Annotated in this window: 14 protein-coding genes and 2 pseudogenes; 4 read left to right on the top strand and 12 right to left on the bottom strand. The window is 72.5% G+C overall.

What is annotated here, in order from left to right:
* Positions 1-54: 54 nt before the first annotated feature.
* A complete protein-coding gene (locus K1J60_RS42855; RefSeq protein ID WP_220650938.1) occupies positions 55-774 on the bottom strand; it encodes a response regulator transcription factor in 720 nt (239 codons plus the stop codon).
* Between the two features lie 50 nt (positions 775-824).
* Positions 825-1,349, bottom strand: a complete 525-nt coding sequence (locus tag K1J60_RS42850) for a MarR family winged helix-turn-helix transcriptional regulator (protein WP_220650937.1) — start codon at positions 1,347-1,349, stop codon at positions 825-827.
* A gap of 388 nt (positions 1,350-1,737) precedes the next feature.
* Here K1J60_RS42850 and K1J60_RS42845 point away from each other — a divergent pair, with 388 nt between their 5' ends.
* The gene (locus tag K1J60_RS42845; protein ID WP_220650936.1) at positions 1,738-2,781 is read left to right on the top strand and encodes an acyl-CoA dehydrogenase family protein; all 1,044 of its coding nucleotides are present in this window, start codon (positions 1,738-1,740) and stop codon (positions 2,779-2,781) included.
* A gap of 23 nt (positions 2,782-2,804) precedes the next feature.
* Here the strand turns inward: K1J60_RS42845 and K1J60_RS42840 are convergent, their stop codons facing one another.
* The 6 genes and pseudogenes from K1J60_RS42840 to K1J60_RS47330 all read right to left on the bottom strand — a co-directional run bounded on the left by K1J60_RS42840 (position 2,805) and on the right by K1J60_RS47330 (position 6,829).
* A complete protein-coding gene (locus K1J60_RS42840; RefSeq protein ID WP_220650935.1) occupies positions 2,805-3,947 on the bottom strand; it encodes an LLM class flavin-dependent oxidoreductase in 1,143 nt (380 codons plus the stop codon).
* Positions 3,948-3,971: 24 nt separating this feature from the next.
* Positions 3,972-5,180 carry an SfnB family sulfur acquisition oxidoreductase gene (locus K1J60_RS42835; protein WP_220650934.1) on the bottom strand — a complete coding sequence of 403 codons (1,209 nt, stop codon included), beginning with the start codon at positions 5,178-5,180 and terminating at the stop codon, positions 3,972-3,974.
* 4 nt (positions 5,181-5,184) lie between these two features.
* Positions 5,185-5,739: an NADPH-dependent FMN reductase gene (ssuE, locus tag K1J60_RS42830; RefSeq protein WP_220650933.1), complete on the bottom strand. Its 555-nt coding sequence runs from the start codon at positions 5,737-5,739 to the stop codon at positions 5,185-5,187.
* A 59-nt stretch (positions 5,740-5,798) separates the two neighbouring features.
* Positions 5,799-6,245: pseudogene (locus K1J60_RS42825) on the bottom strand (acyl-CoA dehydrogenase family protein); the annotation flags it as partial.
* A pseudogene (locus tag K1J60_RS42820) lies at positions 6,233-6,602 on the bottom strand (LLM class flavin-dependent oxidoreductase); the annotation flags it as partial. The pseudogenes K1J60_RS42820 and K1J60_RS42825, both read right to left, overlap by 13 nt.
* Positions 6,603-6,751: 149 nt before the next feature.
* Positions 6,752-6,829: a putative leader peptide gene (locus K1J60_RS47330; protein WP_351405193.1), complete on the bottom strand. Its 78-nt coding sequence runs from the start codon at positions 6,827-6,829 to the stop codon at positions 6,752-6,754.
* Positions 6,830-6,972: 143 nt separating this feature from the next.
* On the opposite strand from K1J60_RS47330, the gene K1J60_RS42815 reads away from it, so the two are divergent.
* On the top strand, positions 6,973-7,887 hold the full coding sequence (locus K1J60_RS42815; protein WP_220650932.1) for a LysR family transcriptional regulator: 915 nt from the start codon (positions 6,973-6,975) through the stop codon (positions 7,885-7,887).
* 23 nt (positions 7,888-7,910) lie between these two features.
* On the opposite strand, the gene K1J60_RS42810 is transcribed toward K1J60_RS42815, so the two are convergent.
* Both K1J60_RS42810 and K1J60_RS42805 read right to left on the bottom strand, forming a co-directional pair.
* Positions 7,911-10,064 (bottom strand): MMPL family transporter, encoded by a 2,154-nt coding sequence (locus K1J60_RS42810; protein ID WP_259408174.1) that lies wholly within the window; start codon positions 10,062-10,064, stop codon positions 7,911-7,913.
* Positions 10,065-10,188: 124 nt separating this feature from the next.
* Entirely contained in the window at positions 10,189-10,686 is a 498-nt protein-coding gene (locus K1J60_RS42805; protein WP_220651965.1) for a MarR family winged helix-turn-helix transcriptional regulator, read from the bottom strand.
* Positions 10,687-10,836: 150 nt separating this feature from the next.
* Between K1J60_RS42805 and K1J60_RS42800 the strand changes: the two genes are divergently transcribed.
* Positions 10,837-12,198 carry a cryptochrome/photolyase family protein gene (locus K1J60_RS42800; protein WP_220650931.1) on the top strand — a complete coding sequence of 454 codons (1,362 nt, stop codon included), beginning with the start codon at positions 10,837-10,839 and terminating at the stop codon, positions 12,196-12,198.
* Here the strand turns inward: K1J60_RS42800 and K1J60_RS42795 are convergent.
* Positions 12,132-13,316, bottom strand: coding sequence for a MerR family transcriptional regulator (locus K1J60_RS42795; protein WP_220650930.1), 1,185 nt, complete (start codon positions 13,314-13,316; stop codon positions 12,132-12,134). The genes K1J60_RS42800 and K1J60_RS42795 overlap by 67 nt on opposite strands.
* A 321-nt stretch (positions 13,317-13,637) precedes the next feature.
* On the opposite strand from K1J60_RS42795, the gene K1J60_RS42790 reads away from it, so the two are divergent.
* A complete protein-coding gene (locus tag K1J60_RS42790; protein WP_033526233.1) occupies positions 13,638-14,087 on the top strand; it encodes an SPW repeat protein in 450 nt (149 codons plus the stop codon).
* 109 nt (positions 14,088-14,196) lie between these two features.
* Here K1J60_RS42790 and K1J60_RS42785 read toward each other — a convergent pair whose 3' ends face one another.
* Positions 14,197-14,967 (bottom strand): ArsR/SmtB family transcription factor, encoded by a 771-nt coding sequence (locus K1J60_RS42785; protein WP_220651964.1) that lies wholly within the window; start codon positions 14,965-14,967, stop codon positions 14,197-14,199.
* Positions 14,968-14,997 lie beyond the last annotated feature (30 nt).

Below are 14,997 nucleotides of genomic sequence, written 5' to 3'. Positions count from 1 at the left end.
ACCGGGCACTCGCCGGGCCTGTCACCGGACCGGTCACCGCCAACTGCCGCCCCGTCAGCCGTCAGGGCAGCCGAGCCAGTACCCGAAGCCACGCCGGGTGTGGATCAGCGCGGGCGCCTCCTGGTCGGTCTTGCGCCGGAGCCGGGCCACGAGCTTCTCGATCGCGCCGTGGGCGCGGTACTCGCCCCAGACGTGCCGACCGATCTGCTCCTTGGACAGCACGCACTCCGCGTTCGCCAGCAGATGACGCAGCAGCCGGTACTCGGCGGGCGTGAGGCCGAGGGGCCTGGATCCGCGCCGCGCCTCGCAGGCAGCGTCGTCCAGGACCAGGTCGCCGTAGCAGGGCACGCCCTCGATCCGCTCGGGGCCTCCCCTCCCGCGCAGCAACGACCGTGCGCGGTGCAGGACTTCGGCGACCCGCAGGGGCTTGACGACATAGTCCTCGTCGCCGCGTCGCAGCCCGGGCACCAGGTCGTGCAGGGTGTCGCAGGCAGCCAGGAGGAGCAGCGGGGGCCGGTCCACGGACGCGCCGCGTCGGCCGCGCCCGAGACGCTCCGGGTCCGGCAGCGCGGCGTCCCAGACGACGAGGTCGTACCGGCCCTGGGCGATCCGTGTCGCCCCCTCGGCACCGGTATCGGCCGCGGCGACGCGGTATCCGGCCAACTCCATGGTGGTGGTGAGGAGTTCGGTGACAACGGGGTCGTCGGCGACCAGCAGGACGTGCTGTGCGCCGTCTCGCGGCGACATCGGTTTCCCCGTGAGCTGAGTGCGCATGACCAGACCGTTCGGGTAGGGCTCGTGGGACGGGTTCGGGCCGTGTGCGGTCAGTCGACGGGCCGCGGCGCGACGGCTGTCTCGGCGTGGTCGACGACTGTCTCGGCGTGCTCGACGAAGTCGTCGACCAACCGGCCGAAGAGTACGGCGAGTTGCCGCAGGTCGTCGGTCGGCCAATCGCCCAGCACCTCCCCGATGCACTGGCGGCTCGCCTCCCTGACGCGGTCGAAGGCGGCGAGCCCGGCCTCGGTGATCTGGACACGCTGCGCCCGACGGTCCTCCGGGTCGGGCACCCGCAGGACATGGCCGTAGCTCTCCAACTGCCGCAACTGCCGAGTGACATGGGACGCCTCCACGGACAGCCGGACGGCGAGCACGCCCGGGCGCAGCGGCTCGCTCTCGGCGATGTACCGCAGGATCGACACGGAGGCACGGTCCAGGGACACCCCGCTGCCGGACATCAGACGCTCGTGCCGACGGGCCCGCCCGGCCAGATACGTGACGCGGGTGAGCAGCCGCTCGATCTGGGTCACGTCCCTCAGGGACGCCGCTTCGGCGGGGCGTGGTGTGGACATGCGACCACCGTAGCAGATATTTGCCTAAGTCAAGCAACACCTGGGATAGCGGCCTGTTCGGCCGAGCTTCATCTGGTCCGTGCCGTGCCCGACGTGCGCCACGACCAGCCCGGCACCGGACACCTCCGCGTACTCGGCGGTGTGATGACGGAAGACGGGGCCCACCTCGGGCCCCTTGCGGGCCTCGACCGTCCAGCGCGGCTCGTCGGCAGAAGAACCAGTCCCCGAAGCGCTGCTTGACGACCTACGGGCCGACCGGCTGCTACCGGCGACCTGACAACCGGTCGGCGTGGCGCAGGTCACACGCCGTGCGAGGCAGATGGAGAACATGTGATCTTCCGGCCCGAAAGATGTGATCTCCGGGACCCGGGCCGGGGAGAATCACCCCATGACCACGTCACCGCACCCTCTCGTCGTCCAGGCGCGCGGACTCGCCGCCGAGGTCCTCGCGCCCCAGGCGGAGCGCGTCGACCAGGAGGGGGTGCCCGCGAGCAGTATCCAGGCGATCAAGCGGTCCGGGCTGCTCGGGGTGAGCGCGCCGGTGGCGTACGGCGGGGCGGGGGCGCCCAGCTCGGTGGCACGGGAGACCGCCGAGATCCTCGCGGGGGCCTGCTGCTCCACATGGTTCGTGCAGACCCAGCACCACACACCCGTACTGACCCTGGCGAAGAGCGAACTCCCGGCCCGGGAGAGCCTGTTGGGGAAGCTGGCCACCGGCGAGCTGCTGTCCGGCGTCGCGTACGCGCATCTGCGGCGGTACCCGCAGGTCCCGGTGAGGGCCGTGCCCTGGCGCGGCGGCTGGCGTTTCCACGGCACGGTCCCCTGGTACACCGGGTGGGGCCTCAACGACGTGATGCTGCTGGCCGGGGTCACGGACGCGGACGAGGTGGTGTTCGCGTTCACCGAGGCCCGTCAGCAGTCCGGGCTGCGGGCCTCGGCGCCCATGCGGCTCGCGGCGCTCACGGCCGCCCGTACGGTCTCGCTCCAGCTCGACGGGCTGTGGGTACCCGACGACGCCGTGGCCCTGCACGCGCCGTACGAGTCGTGGGCCGCGAGCGACCGCCCCAAGCCCACGAACGCCTCGCCGGCGGTGTTCGGGGTCGCCGAGTCGGCCCTCGGTCTGCTGGACCAGGACGACCCCACCACCAAGGCGCTCAGGCTGCGACTCGACAAGGTGCGGCGGCAGGCGTACGCCCTCGCCGACCATCCGGCGCCGCACGAGCACATGGAGGAACGGCTGGCCCTCAAGACGAAGGCGTTCGACCTGATGCGCACGGCGACGACCGCCGCGGTCGTCGCCGGCGGCGGGCGCGCCATCGATCTGGACAGCCGTGCCCAACGACTGGCCCGCGAGGCGCTGTTCCTCCTGGTCCAGGGCCAGACCCCCGAGGTGCGCCGCGCCCACCTCGCCTCGCTGTCGGCCGCGTACTGAACCGGCCCGGTCCGCGCCGCGCGTCAGCTCGCGAACGGCACCTGTGCCGTGGGCGCGGCCGGTCCGGCGACGGGATGACGCCACAGGCCCTGGGCGGCGAGGCGGGGCAGGACGCCCTCGCCGAACCAGTACGCCTCCTCCAGGTGGGGGTAGCCGGAGAGGACGAACTCGTCGATGCCGAGGGCGTGGTACTCCCTGATCCGCTCGGCGACCTCGTCGTGGCTGCCGACCAGGGCGGTGCCCGCCCCGCCGCGCACCAGGCCGATGCCGGCCCACAGGTTGGGGTGGATCTCCAGGCCGTCGCGGCTGCCGCCGTGCAGGGCGAGCATGCGCCGCTGGCCCTCGGACTCGCTGCGGGCGAGTCCGGCCTGCACGGACCGTACGGTCTCGACGTCGAAGCCGTCGAGCAGCCGGTTCGCCTCCGCCCACGCCTGCGCGGCGGTGTCGCGGGTGATGACGTGCAGCCGGATCCCGAAGCGGAGCGTGCGGCCCTCCTTGGCCGCCAGCCCCTTGATCCAGGCGATCTTCTCGGCGACCCTGGCCGGCGGCTCGCCCCAGGTGAGGTAGACGTCGACGTGCCGGGCGGCGATCTGCCCGGCGATCGGTGAGGAGCCGCCGAAGTACACCTCGGGCACCGGGTCGGGCAGCCGGGCCAGCCTCGCGTCCTCGACCTGGAGGTGGTCGCCGCTCAGGTCGACGGTCTTGCCCTCCCACAACCCCCGCACGATCTCCAGGAATTCGCCGGTACGGCGGTACCGGTCGTCCTTGTCGAGGAAGTCGCCGTAGGCCCGCTGTTCGTGGCTCTCGCCGCCGGTGACGACGTTGAGCAGGAGCCGTCCGCCGGTCTGCCGCTGGAAGGTGGAGGCCATCTGGGCGGCGAGCGTGGGCGAGACGAAGCCGGGGCGGAACGCGACCAGGAACTTCAGGCGTTCGGTGTGTTGGCTCACCATCGCGGTGGTCAGCCAGGCGTCCTCGCACCAGGCACCGGTGGGGGTCAGCGCGCCGGCGAAGCCGAGGTCCTCGGCGGCGCGGGCGATCTGGCTCAGGTAGGCGACCGTCGGCGGCCGGTCCCGCCCGGACTCGGTGGCGGGGGTGCCGTGACCGCCGCCGACGACGTGCCGGCTGTCGCCGTTGGTCGGCAGGAACCAGTGGAAGGTGAGGGACACGGGGGTCTCCTGTCTGAAGGGTCGCTAGAGGAGGCCGTGGCGGGGCGGCCGGGTGTCGTTCAGCGCGTACCGGCCGATGTGCTGCAGCTTCCAGCGGGTCGGGTCGTGCAGGGTGTGGGTGCGGGCGTCCCGCCAATGCCGATGCAGATTGAGCGAGTTGAGTGCCGCACGGGTGCCGGACACCTCGAACAGGGCGCTCGCCACCTCCAGGGCGGCCCCTGCCGCCTGCACCTTGGCGGCCGCCACGGCGATGGTCGCCTCGGCGGCCGAGTCGTCCGTCAGGGCGTCACGCGCCCTGTCCACCGCCCGCGCGGCCTCAAGCACCAGTGCCTCCGACGCCCGCACCTGGAGGGCGAGTTCGCCGAACCGCTGGATCAGGAGCGGATCCTCGGCCGCCGTCTCGACGCCGCTCTCGAACCACGGCCTGCTCTTCGTCCGCACGAATTCGGCGGCCTCCGCGAGGGCTCCCCCGGCGATTCCGGCGTCGATGGCGGCGTGCAGCAACTGGGCGGTGGCACCGTACAGTTGGGGACCCTCGAAGGTGAGGTGGTGCGGCAGGACCCGGTCGCCCGGCACCCGTACCCGATCCAGGCGGACGGTCCCGCTGGCCGTCGTGCGCTGGCCGAGGCCGTCCCAGTCGTCGATCACCGTGACGCCGGGGACGTCCCGGGGCACGTAGGCGACGTGCAGCGCGTCCTCCTCGGCGCGGGCCGGCACCGGGATCCAGTCGGCGAACAGGGCGCCCGTCGCGTAGTGCTTGACCCCGTCGAGGAGATAGGAACCGTCCGGCCGCGGTTCCAGCCGGGTGCGGATGTCCTGGACGTGCCGGGTGCCCGCCTCGGACTGGGCGTTGCCGAAGCGGCGCCCGGCGAGGAGCTCGGCGAAGAAGAACTCCCGCTGCCGTGCGGTCCCCTGACGGCGCAGCACGTTGACGTAGGCGGAGTGGCTCTGCGGGATCTGGGCGAGGCTCGCGTCCGCGGAGGCGAGGAGCCGGAAGATCTCCGCGAGGGTCTCCTGGCTCACGTCGGCTCCCCCGTACGCGGCGGGCACGGTGACGGCCAGCAGCCCGGAGGCGGAGAGCCGGTCCACCTCCGCGCGCGGCAGGCGCCGTTCGGCGTCCCGCTCCGAAGCCCCGGCCCGGAACTCCTCGGCGAGCACGGCGGCGACGGCCAGCGCCTCGGCGTCGTCGGCGATGACCTGCGCGGCCGGGGCGTCGTTGAGGGTGTCGGTCATGGGGTCAGCTCGCGGCGGCCAGTACCGGCGCCGGGCCGAGAGCGGTCAGGAACTGGTCGACGACCTGGCCGAGGGCCTCGGCGGTGGCTGGGGCCACCGTGACCTTGCCGTCCTCCCCCACGGTGATGTCCTTGTCGAGGGTGAACCAGCCGGGGACGATGTGCCGGGCGCCCATGGAGCTGAGGACCGGCCGCAGGGCGTAGTCGAGGGCGAGGACATGGGCGGTGGTGCCGCCGGTGGCCAGGGGAAGCACCGTCTTGCCGGTGAGGGCGTACTGCGGGAGCAGGTCGAGCAGGGCCTTGAGGACCCCGGAGTACGCGGCCTTGTAGACGGGGGTGGCGATGACGACGCCATCGGCCCGTTCGAAGAGTTCGGCGGCCTCGACGATGGCGGGGTGCGTGAAGTCCGCGCCGAGCAGGGCCTGAGCGGGGATGGTGCGGATGTCGAGCGGCACGACCTCGTGGCCCTGGGCGATCAGACGGGCGTCGAGGTGGCGTACGAGCTTCGCGGTGCGGGAGGAGACGGAGGGGCTGCCGGAGACGGACAGAACGGTGGCCATGGGTCCTCATTCTGGGAACCCGGGGTGCCCGTGCGGACGGGCACCCCGGAGGGGAGCGGTCAGGAGTACCAGGTGGGTTCGGACAGTTCGCCTTCGAGGACCCAGCGGCCGACCTCGCGGCGCTTGTAGGCGACGGGGTCGTGCAGGGTGGGGGTGCGGATGTCGCGCCAGAAGCGGTCGAGGCCTTCGGAGGTGGCGGTGGAGCGGGCGCCGGTCACCTCGAAGACGCGCGTCGCGACCTCCAGGGCCACATCGGTGGCGCGCGCCTTGACGGCGGCCACCCTGACCTCGAACTCGCCGCGGGTCCTCTCGGTGACGGCGTCGGGGTCCTCGTGCAGCCGCTGCCCCTCGGCGGCGACGGTGTCGGCGAGGGCCTCGACCGCCCAGAGCTTCGCGGTCAGATCGCCGTAGACGTCGATGACGTACGGCTCGTCGACCGCCCTCTCGTGACCGCCGTGCAGCCAGGGCCGGGACTTGGTACGGGTGTAGGTCAACCCTTGAACCAGCCCGACACGACGTTGACGGCGAAGCGGCCGTTCGACAGGTGGTCGGCGGTCGCGCCGAACTTGGCGAGCACACCGGGGTGCCACAGGCCGGGGTGGACGGCGGCGATGACCTTCAGCCGCTCGGTGGCGAGCAGCCGGGAGGCTGAAGCCGGTCGACTCGTGCTGGTACTCGGCGCCGTAGCCGGCCATGTAGCGGACCTGGCTGAGGGCGTACTCGAAGCCGTTGTTCTCGGCGAGGACGGCGAGTTCGCGGTTGTGGTCGTACCCCCAGTCGGTGCGCTGCTCGATCTTGCTGGTGACGAGTCCCCCGCTGACGTTGGGGACCCAGTAGGCGAATTTCACGGGCGCGGCGGGCATGCGGAACTCCTGTCGCGGATGTCTTCGGGCACGCTGAATTCAGTGGGCGCACGGAAATGCCGGGAACGTGCCCGGACGCCGCAACGGGCGTGCGGACACGGTGAATTCAGCGGGGAAAGCGGAAAAGCGCGGCGGATCGGGAAGGGTGATCAGGCCGCGGCGCGACAGGAGGCGCTGGAGACGCGCGCGAGGTCGACATGGCGTCGCCGCGTGAGGTCCAGTCGCATCTTCATGCCGTCGATCGTGGCAGCCGCCGTCGACGGGAGTCAAGGAGAACCCGAACGGTCTCGAATCCCGGACCATTGAATTTCACGAAGGTGTGACAGGGAAACCCTTGAACGCGCCGGAAATGGGCCCGCATTCTGCTGCCGTGCGAACGGAACAGCTGGAATACATCACGGCGGTGACCAGGCTCGGTTCGTTGCGCCGGGCCGCCGACGAACTACGGCTCTCCCAGCCCGCGTTGAGCGAGACCGTACGGAATCTGGAACGTGAACTCGGGGTCGATCTGCTGGAGCGCAAGCGGTCCGGGGCGACGATGAGCGCCTCGGGCCGGGAGCTGCTGCCGCACATCATCGGGGTGCTGGACGCGGTGGACCGGCTGCGGGCCGCGGCGGGCGAGCAGCACCGCATCAGCCGTACGGTCCGCCTGGGCACGGTGAACGCGGCGACCGTGCCGCTGCTGATCCCGGTGATCCGTGACTTCCGCGCCGCCCACCCGCTCACGCGGGTCGAGGTGGTCGGCGCACAGCAGACCGATATCCAACGGGCGCTGCTGGAGGGGGCGTTCGACCTCGGGCTCGTCAACCACCTCGACGGTGACGACGTGCCGGCCGCGTTCGAGGCCACCGAACTGCTGCAGGGCAGGCCGGTGGTGGTCGTCCGCCCGGACAGCCCGCTGGCGGCCCGGGCGGCGGTGTCGGTGGACGACCTGCTCGCCGTACCGCTGATCGGCATGCGCTCCGGGTACGTCATGCACCGCTACGTCCACCGGCTCCTCGACGGCCGCGACCCCGCCTTCGCGTACTCCACCGACGGCGCCGAGATGGGCAAACTGATGGTCGCGGAAGGGCTCGGGGCGACGGTCCTGCCGGACTTCAGCGTGATCGGCGACCCCCTGGAACGGCGCGGCACCCTCGTCCACCGGCCGATCGCCGACGACACCACCCAGGTTCTGCTGATGCTCCAGCGCCGCAGGGCGGACTCCGTGCCGCAGGCGGCGCGGGATCTGTACGAAGCGTTCGTCCGGCGGGCGCGGACGCTGGGCGCCCGGGCCGGCTCCTGACCCGCCCCGGGCGCGCTCGCGTCTCACCGGCCGGCGTGGTGGGCCACCTCGTCGCGGTCCGGGGCTGCGTGGTGGTCGACCGCCCTGCCGTGGTCGGCCGGGTCGGCCGCCTCGCCCGAACCCACCCTCCCCGGCCACCATGCGCGCTCCCCGATGTCCCGTACCAGCGCCGGCACCAGCAGCGAGCGCACCACGAGGGTGTCCAGGAGGACGCCGAAGGCCACGATGAAGGCGATCTGTGCGAGGAAGGCCAGCGGGATCACACCGAGCGCGGCGAAGGTCGCGGCGAGCACCACGCCCGCGGAGGTGATGACCCCGCCGGTGCTGACCAGCCCGCGCAGCACGCCCTGGCGTACGCCGTGCCGGAGCGACTCCTCGCGGACCCGGGACATGAGGAAGATGTTGTAGTCGACACCGAGGGCCACCAGGAACACGAACCCGTACAGCGGCACGGACGGGTCGGTACCGGTGAACCCGAACACGTGCTTGAACACGAGTGCGGAGACGCCCAGCGTGGCGAGGAAGTTCAGGGCCACCGTGGCGACCAGCAGGAGCGGCAGCAGCAGTGAACGCAGCAGGCCGATCAGGATGAGGAGGATGACGGCGAGGACGACCGGGACGATGAGCGTGCGGTCGCGTTCGGCGGTGCGCAGGGTGTCGTACTGCTGTGCGGTGTAGCCGCCGACGAGGGCGTCCGCGCCGGGCACGGCGTGCAGGGCGGTCCGCAGCCGGGCCACCGTCCGCTTCGCGGCGTCGCTGTCCGCGGCGGCGTCGAGCGTGACGTCGACCCGTACCCGTCCGTCGACGACGAGCGGCTCGCCGCCGGGGCGGCCGGACCCCCCGACGGCCGTCGCCGTGGCGACGCCGGCGGTGTCGCGGGCCGCGACGAGCACGCGCTCCAGCCGGTCCGCGTCCGCGACGACCACGGCCGGGTTGCCGGAGCCCGCGGGGAAGTGCTCGCCGAGGGCCTTCTGCGCGGCGACGGAAGGGGCGTCGTTGACGAAGGTCTCGTCGAGGGGGACGCCCTTGGAGGTGAGGGTCGGCGCGAAGGCGGCGCCGGCCAGCAGGACGACCAGGGTCACCGCCCATACCCGGCGCGGCGCGCGGTCGACCAGGTCCGCGACCCGCCGCCACACGCCCTCGCCGCTGCGCGCGGAGCCGGTTCGGGAGCCCGGGCGGGCGGGCCAGTAGGCGGCGCGGCCCAGTGCGACGAGGACGGCGGGCAGGAAGGTGAGCGTGGCGAGGACGGCACAGCCGATGCCGATGGCGCCCACCGGCCCGAGGGCCCGGTTGTTGGTGAGGTCGCTGAGCAGCAGGGCGAGCAGGCCGAGCGCGACGGTCGCCGCGCTGGCGACGATCGCGCCCCAGGACTGCCGGAGCGCGGCCCGCATGGCGGTGAAGCGGTCGGCGCGGTCGGCGAGTTCCTCACGGAAGCGGGCGGTGAGGAGGAGGGCGTAGTCGGTGGCGGCGCCGATGACGAGGATGGACAGGATGCCCTGGACCTGTCCGTCGACGCGGACGACGCCCCGGTCGGCGAGCGCGTACACGACGGCGCAGGCGAGGCCCAGGGCGAACACCGCGCCGAGGATGATCACCAGGGGCAGCAGCACGCTGCGGTAGACGAGCAGCAGGATCACCAGCACGGTGAGGAGCGCCACGGCGAGGAGCAGGCCGTCGATGCCGGCGAAGGCGTCGGCCAGATCGGCCTGGTTCGCGGCGGGGCCCGCGACATGGACGGTGGTGCCGGGCAGGCGCTCGGCGGTGGCGCGGATCCGTTCCAGGGTGTCGGGAAGTCCGTCGCCCAGGTCGGGCTTGAGCGGGACCACTCCCCGCAGCGCGTCGCCGTCCTTCGACAGGAGTGCGGGCGAGACCTGTCCCGTGACCCCGGGGGTGTCGGCGAGGGAGGCGAGGAGCCGGTCGGCCGAGGCGCGCCGCTCCGCGAGACCGTCGCCCGTCAACACGACGATCGCCGGCAGCGTCTCGTCCTGGCGGAAGGCCCGTTGCGCGGTGACGACCTCGGTGGATTCGGCGCTGCGCGGCAGGAACGCGGCCTGGTCGTTGGTGGCGACCTCGCCGAGACGCCCGGCGTACGGGCCGAGGACGCCTCCGACGACGAGCCAGACGGCGATCAGCAGGAGGGGGACGAGCCGGCGGGCGCGTCGGGTGGTGGTGGACATGGTGCTCCAGAGTCCGGGCGGAGTTGCCTCGACGAATGACCCAAGCAGATGACTCAACGAAAAACAATCTCAATGATTGAGCTACTTCGCGCCTGGTCCTAGGGGAATCCGAGAGTGGCCCGCTTCAGCGGGGGTGGTCGGCGCCCGCCCCCAGTTCCTCGTTCATCGCCGCGAGGAAGCGCAGTACGACGGCCAGTTCCTCGGCGGTGAACCGGGAGCGGGCGGCTTCGGTCGCCGCCGCGAGGGGCCGGAAGTAGGTGCGAGCGGCCCCTCGCGCGTCGGCCGCGTAGTACAGGTGGACCACACGGCGGTCGGCGCTCTCCCGGACCCGGCGGACGTGTCCGGCGCGCTCCAGCCGGTCGACGCAGGCGGTGACCGCGCCGGAGGTCAGCCCGAGGTGTTCACGCAGGCGCTTCGGCGTCATGGGCGCCTCCGCGTCCAGGATCGCCGCGAGCGCCTGGACGTCCGTCGCGTGCAGTCCGTGGTCGCCCGCGAAGGCGTGCACCAGCCGGTTGATCTCGCCGTTCATCCGGCGCAGGGCCACAGCGAAGGCGTGCAGGTCGGTCGGCGCCCCGACGGCGCCGCCCCCGTCGTCCCCCGGCTGCCGGGCGGGATCGTTCACTGTGGCCACGCGGTCAGCGTAGTCGCCGTACCGATCACCCGAACGCGCGGCGATGCTCCCCGGGCGCATCCGTGAGCGCCCTTCCGGTGGAAGTGATGTCCAGGGTCGGCCGCGACGCCGTCCCCCCGTCCCCCTCCCCGGAGTCCGTCCATGAACGTCTCGGTCGTCCTGTTCACCTCCGACCTGCGGCTGCACGACCATCCACCGCTGCGCGCGGCGCTCGACGGATCGCGGCAGGTGGTCCCGATGTTCGTGCGTGACCGGGCCGTGGCCGCGGCCGGGTTCGCCGTGCCCAACCGGCTCGCGTTCCTCGCGGACTGCCTGCGTGACCTCGACTCGGGGCTGCGTGAGCGGGGTGGCCGGCTGGTGGTGCGTTCCGGCGACGTCGTGGAGGAGGTGTGCAAGGTGGCGGCCGAGGCGGAGGCCGACGAGGTGCATCTGGCGGCCGACGCCGGCGCGTACGCCCAGCGGCGCGAGGAGCGACTGCGCCGCGCCCTGGAGGCCGCGGGCGTACGGCTGCACGTGCACGAGACGGTGACGACGGCCGTGGATCCCGGCAGGGTGACACCGGCCTCGTCGGACCACTTCTCGGTGTTCACGCCGTACTTCGGCCACTGGTCGCGGCAGCGGCTGCGGGACGCGCTGACCGCGCCGCAGACGGTACGGGTGCCGGACGGGATCGGCTCGGAGGAGCCCCCCTCGCGGGCAGGGCTGTCCGGCCTGTCCCCTGAGCTGGCAACCGGCGGTGAGACGGAGGGGCGCGCGCGGCTCACCGCCTGGCTGCGGTCCGGCATCGAGGCGTACGAGGACCGGCACGACGATCTGGCGGGCGACGCGACCTCCCGGCTCTCGCCGCATCTCCACTTCGGCACCCTCTCCCCCGTCGAGCTGGTCCACCGGGCACGCCGGGCGGGCGGGCCGGGCGCCGAGGCGTTCGTACGGCAGCTCGCGTGGCGGGACTTCAACCGCCAGGTGCTGGCCGTGCGTCCGGCGGCCGCGTCCGTGGACTACCGGGCCAGGCACGACAGTTGGCGGTCCGCTCCGGACGAGGTCGAGGCGTGGCGCGAGGGCCGCACCGGCTATCCGGTGGTCGACGCGGCCATGCGCCAGCTGCGCCACGAGGGCTGGATGCACAACCGCGGCCGTCTGCTGACCGCGAGCTTCCTGACCAAGACGCTGTACGTCGACTGGCGCGTGGGCGCCCGGCACTTCCTGGATCTCCTCGTCGACGGCGACGTGGCCAATAACCAGCTCAACTGGCAGTGGGTGGCCGGGACCGGCACGGACACCCGCCCCAACCGGGTCCTCAACCCGGTCACCCAGGCGAAGCGGTACGACCCGGAGGGGGAGTACGTACGGCGCTGGGTGCCGGAGCTGGCGGACGTCGCGGGGCCGGCGGTGCACGAGCCGTGGAAGCTGCCCGGGTTGGACCGTGCCGCGCTGGACTATCCGGAGCCGATCGTGGAGTTGGCGGAGGGACGGGAACGGTTCTTGCGAGGGCGCAAGTCCTGACGCTCCGGGTCCGAACCTCCCAGGTCCTGACGTCCCAGGTCCGGAGGCTCCAGGTCCGGAGGCACCAGGTCCTGACGCTCCGGTTCGGTCGGTCCGGCGTCGGAAGGAATCCGGTCCGGCCGGTCCACCCGTCCGTGCAGCCCCGCGAGCATCTCCACGGCGTCGCTCAGCGAGGACGGCCGGACGGTCCCGGGCGCGGGGTGTCCGTGCCAGCCGGGGCCGCCGAGCACGACGAGCGGCTGTCGGCGGGCGCCCTTCACACCCCAGCGGACAGCGGCGACATGCCGGGCGAGCGGCAGGTTCGCCGTGGAGCGGGCCTGGGCCCACAGCACGACGGCCGCCGGGCCGAGCCGGTCGACCGCCGCGGTGAGGGCCTCGGCGGGGACGGCCGCGCCGAACATCCTGGTGGGCAGGGCGCGTTCACCGAGGGCCGCGTTGAGGGCCTCCAACGGAAGGGTGTGCTGTTCGCCGGGCACACAGGCGAGCACGAACGGTCCGGGCGCGGTGGTGTCGTGGCGGGGTGCGGGGGGCCGGGCGTGGCGGCGGAGGGCGGTCGAGACGTGCCAGGACAGCAGATGCTCCACCTCGACGTAGCGGTCCCCGGACGAGGCCCACTGACGGCCCACCGCGTGCAGGGTCGGCACCATCACCTCCTGCCAGGCGACCGTGAGCCCGTACCGCTCGACGGCCTCGGCCAGCTGGTCCTCGACCGCCTGGGCGTCGAGACGTACGGCGGCGCGGGCGAGGCCACGGCACTCCCTGCGGAGATCCCCCGGCTCGGGCGGGCCGGGTGGGCGTGCCGGCCGGGGTCGCTCCCCCTCCGGCGTTCGCGTGGCTTCGGGGCCCTCCTCCGCACTCAGGGCTCCGGCCCCCTCCTTCGCCGCGCGGGCCGCCTCCGCCGGTGGCACCCCCGCCGAGGTGAGCCGGCACATCGCCTCGACCATCGTCACGTCCGTCGGGGTCCAGCGCCGGTGGCGGCCGTCGGCGCGGACCGCGGGTCCGATGCCGTAGCGGCGGTCCCAGGAACGCAGGGTGGTCGGCGACACGCCAAGCCTGCGGGCCAGCGCACCACTGGTCAGCCCTGGATCAGCAGGGTTTTCCTCCCTGTATGCACCCATGCGGGCGACTATACGACGCACAAGCGGTGCGAGCCGAGGCCCGGTCCGACGGGATCGCCGCCGCGTGCATCCGAGAGACCGGTTCCCACGGAAGTGACGAATGGGCGTGGCCGAACGACCGGACCACTGCCGGTCGAGGGCGCGGCCCCGCCCAGGCCCGTCTCCGAGGGGCGGTCGGCGCTCCTCGGAGACGGATGCCGACTCCACTCCGCTCCGACCACTACACATAAAGGGAAAATAAGCGCAGAATGAACGTACGCGGCGCTTACCGCATACCCCACCAGACGCGGTCAGGCCTGCAGAGTTCAAAGGAGTCGACTCATGGCCAACGTCTCACACAGGAGTGACATCTCCAGTCACCCTGACGCACCCGAAATGCAGGCTCGGTACGCCCGCATGCTCGGTGGTCGCGACGTGGCGCTCGTGGACGGACCGGTGTTCCTGCTCGGTCTGTACTGCGCCGTGTCCCCGTGGATACTCCACTTCACGACGAGCCAGCCCGCGCTGGTGCCCCACAACCTCATCGTGGGCATCGCGATAGGCCTGCTGGCTCTCGGCTTCACCGCAGCACCGGAGAGGATGTACGGCCTGAGCTGGGCCATGTGCGCGATAGGCGTGTGGATGATCATCTCGGCGTGGATCGTGGGCGACAGCCCGGACGCCGGTGTCGTGGTCAACAACATCATCATCGGCTGCCTGGCTCTGCTACTGGGGCTGGTGTGCGCCGGCGCCGCGGCCAAGGGCGGCACCCGTGGGGGCCGCACGCCGTAGGTGCGGACAGAAACGCCCGCGAGGGGTAACGGCGGCCGATCCGCTCAGGCGGATCGGCCGTCGCCGTTCGCCCTCGAACCCCGCCTGGGCGGCCTCCGCTCCCCCGGCCTCATCCGGTACGCGGCACCTCCCACGGCTCCTGCGGCAGCACACGGCCGGTCTCCAGCAGCGACTTGAGGTTGGACAGCACCGCGGGCCAGCCGAAGGACACCTCGGCGAGCGCGCCCTCGTCCTCCAGGTCCTCATGGGTCACGGTGAGCCGGACGATGTCGGCGTGCGCCTCGATGTCGAAGGTGACCCGCGAGCAGGTCTCCTCCCTGCCCTCGTTCTCCGGGGAGGTCCAGGTGGTGACCAGCCGGGTCGGGGGCTCGCTCACCACGACCGCGCCGACGACGTCCTCGACACCGGAGCCGTCGGTGCGGACATGGGCCCAGCGCGAACCCTGTCGCCAGTCCGACTCGTTGCGGTGCCCCCAGTAGTCGGCGGTCAGGTCGGCGCTGGTCAGCGCTTCCCAGACCTTCTCGGGCGTGCTCGCGATGTAGGTGACGTACACGAACGCGGGTTTGTCGGTCATGGCTTCCTCGGCTCGTCGTCTCACGGCCCCGAGCGCTCTCAGCCGGGGGCGCTCGAACTTGTCGATCCAGCGCTCCTGCATCTCGTGGAGCGGGACCGGATTGAGGTAGTGCAGCTTCTCCCGCCCCCGCCGCACCGTGCTGACCAGATTGGCGGCCTCCAGGACGGCCAGGTGCTGCGTCACGGACTGCCGCGCCATGTCGATCCGCGCGCACAGCTCGCCCAGCGTCTGCCCGTTGTGCTCGTGCAGCCGGTCCAGCAGCCTCCTGCGGGTCTCGTCGGCCAGCGCCTTGAAGACCTTGTCCACTCCCGGGTCGCTCTCTGATCGCACACCCCA

Source organism: Streptomyces akebiae, assembly GCF_019599145.1.
Taxonomy (GTDB): Bacteria; Actinomycetota; Actinomycetes; order Streptomycetales; family Streptomycetaceae; genus Streptomyces; species Streptomyces akebiae.
Note: the sequence above shows the minus strand (reverse complement) of the source record. Positions and strands in the feature narration are given on the sequence as shown.